Source organism: Azospirillum sp. VT-I1, assembly GCF_055698305.1.
Genome location: NZ_CP168804.1, coordinates 350,719 through 358,929, shown reverse-complemented (window position 1 = coordinate 358,929; position 8,211 = coordinate 350,719). Strand labels below are relative to the sequence as shown.

Annotated in this window: 11 protein-coding genes; 9 read left to right on the top strand and 2 right to left on the bottom strand. The window is 66.1% G+C overall.

Annotated elements, in window-relative coordinates:
* Positions 1 to 186 precede the first annotated feature (186 nt).
* Complete coding sequence (locus AB8P05_RS23960) at positions 187 to 357, bottom strand: hypothetical protein (protein ID WP_472761170.1); 171 nt, start codon at positions 355 to 357, stop codon at positions 187 to 189.
* 112 nt (positions 358 to 469) lie between these two features.
* Between AB8P05_RS23960 and AB8P05_RS23955 the strand changes: the two genes are divergently transcribed.
* The 8 genes from AB8P05_RS23955 (at position 470) to AB8P05_RS23920 (ending at position 6,071) form a co-directional block, all read left to right on the top strand.
* Positions 470 to 970: a gamma-glutamylcyclotransferase family protein gene (locus tag AB8P05_RS23955; protein ID WP_472761169.1), complete on the top strand. Its 501-nt coding sequence runs from the start codon at positions 470 to 472 to the stop codon at positions 968 to 970.
* Between the two features lie 115 nt (positions 971 to 1,085).
* The gene (locus tag AB8P05_RS23950; protein ID WP_472761168.1) at positions 1,086 to 1,991 is read left to right on the top strand and encodes an ABC transporter substrate-binding protein; all 906 of its coding nucleotides are present in this window, start codon (positions 1,086 to 1,088) and stop codon (positions 1,989 to 1,991) included.
* Positions 1,992 to 1,993: 2 nt separating this feature from the next.
* Positions 1,994 to 2,845 carry an amino acid ABC transporter permease gene (locus AB8P05_RS23945; protein WP_472761167.1) on the top strand — a complete coding sequence of 284 codons (852 nt, stop codon included), beginning with the start codon at positions 1,994 to 1,996 and terminating at the stop codon, positions 2,843 to 2,845.
* 15 nt (positions 2,846 to 2,860) lie between these two features.
* The gene (locus tag AB8P05_RS23940; protein WP_472761166.1) at positions 2,861 to 3,640 is read left to right on the top strand and encodes an amino acid ABC transporter ATP-binding protein; all 780 of its coding nucleotides are present in this window, start codon (positions 2,861 to 2,863) and stop codon (positions 3,638 to 3,640) included.
* Positions 3,641 to 3,663: 23 nt separating this feature from the next.
* Positions 3,664 to 4,362, top strand: coding sequence for a GntR family transcriptional regulator (locus AB8P05_RS23935; RefSeq protein ID WP_472761165.1), 699 nt, complete (start codon positions 3,664 to 3,666; stop codon positions 4,360 to 4,362).
* The gene (locus AB8P05_RS23930; RefSeq protein WP_472761164.1) at positions 4,359 to 4,661 is read left to right on the top strand and encodes a hypothetical protein; all 303 of its coding nucleotides are present in this window, start codon (positions 4,359 to 4,361) and stop codon (positions 4,659 to 4,661) included. The genes AB8P05_RS23935 and AB8P05_RS23930 overlap by 4 nt, the downstream gene beginning before the upstream one ends.
* 37 nt (positions 4,662 to 4,698) lie before the next feature.
* Positions 4,699 to 5,580 carry a DMT family transporter gene (locus AB8P05_RS23925; protein WP_455174819.1) on the top strand — a complete coding sequence of 294 codons (882 nt, stop codon included), beginning with the start codon at positions 4,699 to 4,701 and terminating at the stop codon, positions 5,578 to 5,580.
* A 47-nt stretch (positions 5,581 to 5,627) separates the two neighbouring features.
* The gene (locus tag AB8P05_RS23920) at positions 5,628 to 6,071 is read left to right on the top strand and encodes a VOC family protein (protein WP_455174818.1); all 444 of its coding nucleotides are present in this window, start codon (positions 5,628 to 5,630) and stop codon (positions 6,069 to 6,071) included.
* A gap of 33 nt (positions 6,072 to 6,104) precedes the next feature.
* Here the strand turns inward: AB8P05_RS23920 and AB8P05_RS23915 are convergent, their stop codons facing one another.
* Positions 6,105 to 6,752, bottom strand: coding sequence for a GntR family transcriptional regulator (locus AB8P05_RS23915; protein WP_472761163.1), 648 nt, complete (start codon positions 6,750 to 6,752; stop codon positions 6,105 to 6,107).
* 327 nt (positions 6,753 to 7,079) lie between these two features.
* Between AB8P05_RS23915 and proC the strand changes: the two genes are divergently transcribed.
* Positions 7,080 to 7,865, top strand: coding sequence for a pyrroline-5-carboxylate reductase (gene proC / locus AB8P05_RS23910; protein ID WP_472761162.1), 786 nt, complete (start codon positions 7,080 to 7,082; stop codon positions 7,863 to 7,865).
* Positions 7,866 to 8,211: the final 346 nt, after the last annotated feature.

Here is an 8,211-nt window from a genome sequence, read left to right as displayed (position 1 = left end):
GCCTGCCCTTCGTGCCGCGCGAACCGGCATTCATAGTCCGGTGCTGCTGTCCCAACATAACGGGGCACTCGACAATGAACCGCCCCGGCTTTGTCGGACTGAAGGGGCCGTGTCCCGTTCGGGATTTCCCAACCTATTTGAATCGGCGTCAGAATCCCCAAACAAATTCACACTCGCCAATAGGGGTCAGGTGCTTGGACGCTGGCTCTTCACCGTCCATGGCCGGCTGCCTCTGGTCCAATCGACGGCGTCGAACATCTCCACCCGGTTCACCCGAGCTTCGCTGACATGCTCAAAACCCTCTCGTGGAAGCAAAATTTGGTCAGCCTGAGCAATAAACAGCGTGTTCATCCGCATCGCCAGATTCCCGGTTGCTAGCATATATTTTCTCGTATATGATCTCGTATATGTTCGGCAGGGCGCATTCAGCTGTCCTGCAGAACCGCAAAGTCCACAATGGGGGTTTGAGATGTACTATTTCGGGTACTGCACGTGGCTGAATCCGCCGGAATTGCACCGGTATTTCCCGGAGGCGAAGGTAGTCACCAAGGGCTACGTCGCGAACCACAAGCTGGAGTTCCACGCGGCAGCAGGCCGTGCGGATCGCGGATGGTGCCATCTGTCCAACACCGGCCGGGCTTGGGGCAACAACGTTCTGGGCATCGTCGTCGAACACCCGGACCATCATTTCGAAGAGGATTATGACGACTTCGAACGCTGCTTCGTCAGCGTCCGCGGCGACGACGGCAAGATCTACGACTGCTGGACCTACCGCATGTCGGCGCCGGGTTCGGCGATGCGTCCGCCCAATTTCTACTGGAACCATATCCCCGAAGGCATGAAGCACTGGGGCTTCCCGGACGAGTATGTCCGCTCCGTGCTGGCGATGTACGAAGAGGCGGCAGCCTGCCCGCGCGCCGACCGTCCGAACCCGTCCGCCGTTCCGGGCCGCTCGGCAGAGACGCGCTGATGAAACGCGCCCGTCCGCCGAAGGGCCGCCGCAGAATGCGGTCCGGCGGATGGGCGCCATCGCCGCGGATGAATGACACCAAACAAAGAATGACAGGAACAGAGGAGAAATTGCGATGCGTCTGTCCCCTTCGGCCAACTCCAGTCGGGCCATGCCGGCTTCGATGGCGGCGATGGCCGCCTGCCTGTTCTCGATGTCGCTGCACGCCCCTGCCCATGCCCAGATCGTCGGCGAGGCCGCGGCCCTCGTGCCGAAGCCGATCCGCGACGCCGGTACCCTGCGCGTCGGGTCGCAGCAGACCTTCCCGCCTGTCGAATTCCGCCAGGACGGCAAAACCGAGCCGACGGGCGTCAGCGTCGATCTGCTGAACGAGGTGGGCAAGCGCCTCGGCCTCACCATCACCTTCGTGCATGGCGAATACGCCGCACTGATCCCCGGCCTGGAAGCCGGCCGCTTCGACGTCGCCTCGGGCGGCATCAGCGACACCGAGGAGCGCGAGCAAAAGGTCGACTTCGTCAATTACCTCATGTCGGGAGGCAGCATCCTGGTTCGCGCCGCCGACGCGGACAAGCTGAGGAGCCTCGCGGACTTCTGCGGACGGTCGGTGGCCACCCTGCTGGGCAGCCACGTCATCATGGCGGCGGTGGAGAAGGCGTCCGAGACCTGCGTCGCCGGCGGCAAGCCGCCGATCGCCGCCAACCAACTGCCCGCCGCACCCGATGCCCGTATGCAGCTCGATCTTGGGCGGGTCGACGGCTATCTCGGCGATTTCCCGGCGCTCGTCTACATGAAGGCGCAGGTGCCGGGCAAATATGCCATCGCCGGCGGCAACCATATCCTGACCCCATACATCACCTCCTGGGGCTTCCAGAAGACCTCGCCGCTGACGGAAGCCGTGCAGAAGGCCGCGCAAAGCATGCTGACCGACGGCACCTATCGGACCATCCTGTCCAAGTGGGAGATGGAGGGCGCCGCCCTGCCGGAGATCACCGTCAACCTGCCCGCCAGCAAGAGGAAATGACCGTGGCCGCCAGCTGCGCAATGGCCGAACCACGGGCCGTCCGCGTGAAGCACCGCGTGCGCTGGGGAGCCTGGCTCCTCAGCGCCATCGTCCTTCTGGTGACGGGCATGCTCCTCGTCGCGGCGATCCGTGCGAAGATCATGAACCTGGAGGTGTTCCTCACCTACCTCACCAGCGAACAGGTGCTCATCGGCGCCCGCAACGCCCTCATTCTCGGAACCCTGGCGCTGGCGCTGGCCAGCGTGATCGGACTCGTCGTCGCTCTGATGCGGGTCAGCGGCAACCCCATCCTGGCCGGCCTGTCGGCGACCTACGTCTATTTCTTCCGCGGCACGCCGATGCTGATCCAGCTGCTGTTCTGGTTCAACGCGCTGCCCACCATGTTCCAGCGCCTCTACCTGACGGTGCCCTTCACCGACATCGTCCTGCTCGACGCGCCGACCACCACGGTGGTGACGCCGTTCGTCGCGGCACTCGCCGGGCTCGGTCTTGCCGAAGGTGCCTATATGGCCGAGATCATCCGCGCCGGCATCCTGGCGGTGGACAAGGGTCAGCGCGCCGCCGCCCGCGCCATCGGCATGACCGAAGCCCAGGTGCTGCGCCACGTCGTCATCCCGCAGGCGGCCCGCATCATCATTCCGGCCGGCGGCAACCAGTACATCATGCTGCTGAAATCGACGTCGCTCGCGTCCGCCATCGGCTTCCTGGAGCTGCTGCGCATCACCACCGACATCTACTCGTCCAACTTCATGGTCATCGAACTGCTGGCGGTCGCCGCATTCTGGTATCTGGTGATGACGGCCTTCGCCACCGCCATCCAGACCACACTCGAAAAGACCTTCCCCCAGCGGTAGCCCCCAGAGGTCGACATGGACACCTCCCCCAACGCCGCGGCCGTGGTTCTCGACTCCGTCTCGAAATCCTACGGACCGGTCGAGATTCTGAAGAACGTCTCCGTCTCCATCGCGCCGGGGGAGGTGGTCACCCTCCTCGGTCCATCGGGAGCCGGAAAATCCACCCTGCTGCGCTGCATCAATCATCTGGAGACGATCAGCTCCGGCCGCATCTATGTGCACGGCAAGCTCATCGGCTACCGCGAGGTCGGCGACACCCTGCACGAGCTGTCCGATCGCGAGATCAGCGCCCAGCGCCGCTCCATCGGCATGGTGTTCCAGAGCTTCAACCTGTTCCGCCACATGACGGTCCTGCAGAACGTCATGAGCGGGCCGGTCCATGTGCTGCGCACGCCGAAGGCGGAGGCGGAGGCGCTCGCCCGCGACCTGCTCGCCAAGGTCGGCCTGCCCGACAAGGCCGACCGCTACCCGTCCGAACTGTCGGGCGGACAGCAGCAGCGCGTCGCCATCGCCCGCACCCTGGCGCTGGCCCCCAGCGTCATGCTGTTCGACGAACCGACCAGCGCGCTCGATCCCGAACTGTCGCAGGAGGTGGTCGCCACCATCCGCAGTCTGGCGGAGCAGGGCTACACCATGCTCATCGCCACGCACGAGATGGCCATCGCCCGCGATTTCGCCGACCGCGTGGTCTTCATGGTGCACGGTGAGGTGGTGGAGGATGTGCCGGCACGCAGCTTCTTCACCTCGCCCCGCCACGAGCGCAGCCGGCAGTTCGTCGCCCGGCATGCCGGTTGACCGGCCGATCGAAGGACACCGTCATGCCAGACAGTATCGACCGCAAAACCGCCGAAGACGTCCCGGATCGGGATCCCGCGCGTAAGCGCTCCGGCACCGCGCTGCTGGCGGCCGATGTCCACGCCCGGCTCCGCACCAAAATCCTGACCTTCGAGATCAAGCCGGGCACGCGTCTGGTGGAGGACGAGATCTCGACCAGCCTGGAGGTGGGCCGCACGCCGGTGCGCGAGGCGCTGCTGCGCCTCCAGGGCGAAGGGCTGGTCAGCCGGGAGAAGGGATGGGTGGTGGAGAGCACCGACGCCGCCAGCATCGACCGCGTGTTCGAAAGCCGGGTCGCCATCGAAGGCTATGCGACACGGCTCGCCGCGCTGCGCATCGCCCCCGCCGACCTGCGCGAACTGATGGCCCTGGTGGAGGAGATGGACGGCTTCGAAACAATGAGCCGCACCGCACTCAACCAGCTCAACCGCCGCTTCCATCAGCGCATCGTCGCGCTGTCCGGAAATCCATTTTTCGTGGAGATGCATGAACGCACCCAGTTCCATTACTGGAACATGCGCCTGCCCGTCCTCTTCACGCGTGAGCAGGCGATGGTGACGAACGAACAGCACCGGCTGATCCTCAGTGCCCTGTCCTGCGGTGACGCCAGCGCGGCGGAACGCCATGCGCGCGAGCATGTCGTGACGACGCATCGGATCGTCCGCGATGCGCTGGACGGATGACGATCACGCTCGAAACCACCGGCACCCACCTCTACCCGGGTGCCCGCGGGACGGTGCGGGACGGGCCTCTGCCGCTGCGACAGGAGCGGCAGCCGACCCCCCGCCTGGTCCTGTTCGCCGACGGCACGGCTGCAGCCGGAACGCTTAGCGCCCGCGATGCCGCCGAATGGCTGCTTGCGGTGGACGCCTATCGGACCGGGCGCGGCACGGCCATCCCATCCAGATGCTGGATCGTCGTGTTCGACCGGACGGTGACGCCGCCGTCCTTGCGTGTGCGGTCGAAGTGCCCGCCTGCCTGACCCCTGCCCTACTCCTCATCCTTGGAAAGCCGGTTTCATGATGCAGCCCCAGCACCGTTCTCTTGCCTGCGGTATCGGGCTGATCGTCGGATCGATGCTGCTGTTCAGCCTGTCGGACGTGCTGGCGAAGCGGCTGGCGCAGAGCGTCCATCCCGTCGAGATCGCGTGGCTGCGCTGCCTGGGCGCGGTGATTCTGCTGCTGCCGGTCGTGGTTGCGCGGCCGGACCTGCTGCGCAGCGTGTGCCCGCATGTCCAGGTGACCCGCGGCCTTTGTCTGCTGGCGTCGACGACCTTGCTGATCGCGGCGCTGCGCCATCTCGGGCTGGCCGAGGCGACGATGCTGGTGTTCATGTCCCCGTTCATCCTGACCGGGCTATCGGCGCTGCTGTTCGGCGACCGGGTGTCGGCGGCCCATTGGGGGGCGGTCGGCATCGGGCTGGCCGGAGTTGCGGTGGTGGTGCGGCCGGGGCTGGACGGAATGACCGCAGCGGTCGCGCTGCCCATCCTGTCCTCGCTGTTCTGGGCGATCGGAATGCTGTGCACGCGCCGCATCGGCGATGGCGATTCGCCGGTGACAACGCTGCTCTGGTCGGTGACCGTCGGCCTCGCCGCGGCGAGCATCGCCCTGCCCTTCCACGCCACCATGCTGGACGGCGCGCAGGCACTTGCCGCAGCCGGCATGGCGGCGACCTGGACGGCCGCGCATTTCTGCATCGTGCTGGCCTATCGCAGCCATCCGGCATGGCAGCTGGCGCCCTTCTCCTATTCACAGGTCGTGTGGTCGGTGATCCTCGGCTATGCCGTGTTCGCGGAGCTGCCCGACGCCCCCGCCTTCCTCGGTTCCGCCCTGATCCTGTCCGGCGGCCTGCTGGCGGCGCTGCGCCGCCCGGCGATCCCGCTGCGGCGGCACGGGGCGTGATTCCCCCGCCAATCGACATCACTCTCACCAAAGGAGCCAAGACCGGCATGTCGCCCCTTTTCAATACGCTGCATCACGTCTGCATCGTCGTCCACGATCTCGACAAGGCGGTCGCCTATTATGAATCGCTGGGTGTCGGCCCCTGGTACGATTACCCGAAAGGCGGACCGTACCTGGAGTTCGAGGTGCCCAACGAAGCCGCATCCAAGGCGATGCGCTACAAATGCGTCGATCTCGCCAACATGCAGATCCAGCTTTGCGATCCGGGCGAGCTGGACTCGCCGCAGCGCCGCTTCCTGGAGGAGCATGGCGAAGGCGTGTACCACCTCGGCTTCGAGGTGCCGGATCGCGATGCCGCCGAGGCGGAGGGCCGGGCGAAAGGCTTGGGCGTCATCGCCCGCGGCCGCCGCGCCGACGGCACCGGCTTCTGCTATTTCGACACCCGCAGGGATGCCGGCGTGGTGCTGGAAATCCGCAAATCGGCCCGCTGACTGGGCCCGCTGACTGGATTTGGCCGACCGGGTTCAAAAGCCGTCCAGCGTATCCCTGACGATGTCGTAGGTGGTCCGGACATGCTGCCGCGCGGCCTCCTCGGCCGCGTCTTCCCGGTGTTCGGCCAGCGCACCCAGGATCAGCCTGTGCTGGTCGTTGGCGACATGCGTCTGCTCCTTCGTGAAGATGATGGGCAGACGCATGTTCCAATAGTGGAACAGGGTCTTCTCATGCATATCCACGAAGAACTGGTTGCCCGACAGCTCGATGATGCGGCGATGGAAGCTGCGGTTCAACTGGTTCAGCTGCGCGCGGGGCATCTGTTCGAAGCGGTCCATTTCCTCAACCAGCCTGCTGAGTTCCTGGACATGCCCGTCCGTCACCCGCGCGGCGGCGAGCCGGGTGGCATAGCCTTCGATGGCGATGCGGCTTTCGAAGATGGCCTGCATGTGGGAGGGATCGGTGCTCTCCACCACCCATCCCTTCTCCCGGCTGACCAGCCCCTCGCCCTGGAGGCGCAGCAGCGCTTCGCGCACCGGCGTGCGGCCCACCTCCAGGCTGGCCGAGATCTCGTCCTCCACCAGACGCGTGCCGGGCTTGATCTCGAAGGACAGGATCTTGGTGCGGAGCCGCGCGTGGACATCGGCTGCCAGAAACTCCGTGCCGTTACGCTTGCTCATGAACCCCGTTCCCTCTCGCTCCGACGGCCGGTCGGGCCGATGCCGCCCCGACGGATTCAGGAGGGCAACAGCCGCAATACCCTGCGTTGTCCATCCTTGAAGCATAAAGACCCCATCCTTGGCAAACCCTCCGGCTGCGGCAGTCCCTCCGACGAGGCGTTGCTCACCCCGGCAGGAAGCACCGCCGGGGCGCGACAGATAGTTCGACATGGTGGGCATGGCCGGAAGCCGGTCCCGCCCGCTGCCATCCACTGAGATTGAGAGCACCAACTCATGCACACGAGTCCCGCAAACGGCGACACAATCCTCCTCCTCGGTGCCGGCCGCATGGGAAGCGCCCTGCTCCGCGGCTGGCTGGCGCAAGGCATCCCGGCCGCCTCCATCACGGTGATAGACCCGCAACCGGACAAGGCGCTGGAAGGTCTGGCCGTCGACACCGGCTTCCAGCTCAATCCCGCGGAACCCGGCTTGGCGGACGTCCTTGTCGTCGCGGTAAAGCCGCAGCTGGCCGCCGCGGCGGCGCAGGACATGCAGGCCCGGCTGGGGGAACACAGCCTGGTGGTGTCGATCATGGCCGGCAAGACATTGGCCGACTTGCGCCGGCTGTTTCCGGCCGCTGGCGGCTTCGTCCGCGCCATGCCGAACCTTGCAGCCGCAGTGGGGCGTGGCGCCACCGTCCTGATCGCCGACCCATCCTGCCGCGTCGAGCAGGCTGCGCAGGCGGCCCGATTGCTATCCGCGGTCGGTGAACTGGAGTGGCTGGCCGACGAGACTCTGATGGACGCGGCGACCGCGGTGTCCGGCTCCGGCCCAGCCTATGTGTTCTATCTGGTGGAATGCTTGACCCGGGCGGGCATCGAAGCCGGCCTGCCGCCGGAAACGGCGGAGCGTCTGGCGCGCGCCACCATCGAGGGCGCCGGTGAGTTGTTGCGCCAGACCGGCCTCCCGGCAGCGGAACTCCGCAGCAACGTCACCTCACCGGGCGGGACCACGCAGGCCGGCCTATCGGTGCTGATGCGCGACGGCCGGATGGAGGCGCTTGTCTCTGCGACCGTTGCTGCTGCTGCTGCCCGCGCGCGCGACCTCGGCAGCGTTTCCCCGGCAGCCGGCTGAACCGGGAGCCTGTCGGTGATGGGTTCATCCTGACTAAGGCCGGGCGCCGAGGGGGCTGCCAGCCTGATCCGCGAAATCGCGTCGGCTGGCGGGCTGATGGACGAGGTGGCGCCGGCGGTGCCTCTTTACGACAGAGGAGCTTGGATGGGCCGTGCTCCAAGTTCACCGAATAATGTCCGCCTCGGCACCTTCACCTGTTCGGCAATATCTTCAACGGTGAATTCAGGATTGCTCCATCGCGCCCGCACGAGGTCGAGTGTCTTGCCTTCTAGTTTCTTTTTACGCCCACCGCGCCGCCCCCGTTCGCGAGCGGCCCGTAAACCGGCCTGCGTGCGCTTGCGGATAA

Bases quoted from the DNA above. Each gene is read 5' to 3' on its own strand.
- AB8P05_RS23960 (WP_472761170.1), bottom strand. From the start codon at position 357: ATGCGGATGAACACGCTGTTTATTGCTCAGGCTGACCAAATTTTGCTT.
- AB8P05_RS23955 (WP_472761169.1), top strand. From the start codon at position 470: ATGTACTATTTCGGGTACTGCACGTGGCTGAATCCGCCGGAATTGCAC.
- AB8P05_RS23950 (WP_472761168.1), top strand. From the start codon at position 1,086: ATGCGTCTGTCCCCTTCGGCCAACTCCAGTCGGGCCATGCCGGCTTCG.
- AB8P05_RS23940 (WP_472761166.1), top strand. From the start codon at position 2,861: ATGGACACCTCCCCCAACGCCGCGGCCGTGGTTCTCGACTCCGTCTCG.
- AB8P05_RS23935 (WP_472761165.1), top strand. From the start codon at position 3,664: ATGCCAGACAGTATCGACCGCAAAACCGCCGAAGACGTCCCGGATCGG.
- AB8P05_RS23930 (WP_472761164.1), top strand. From the start codon at position 4,359: ATGACGATCACGCTCGAAACCACCGGCACCCACCTCTACCCGGGTGCC.
- AB8P05_RS23925 (WP_455174819.1), top strand. From the start codon at position 4,699: ATGATGCAGCCCCAGCACCGTTCTCTTGCCTGCGGTATCGGGCTGATC.
- AB8P05_RS23920 (WP_455174818.1), top strand. From the start codon at position 5,628: ATGTCGCCCCTTTTCAATACGCTGCATCACGTCTGCATCGTCGTCCAC.
- AB8P05_RS23915 (WP_472761163.1), bottom strand. From the start codon at position 6,752: ATGAGCAAGCGTAACGGCACGGAGTTTCTGGCAGCCGATGTCCACGCG.
- proC (WP_472761162.1), top strand. From the start codon at position 7,080: ATGGGAAGCGCCCTGCTCCGCGGCTGGCTGGCGCAAGGCATCCCGGCC.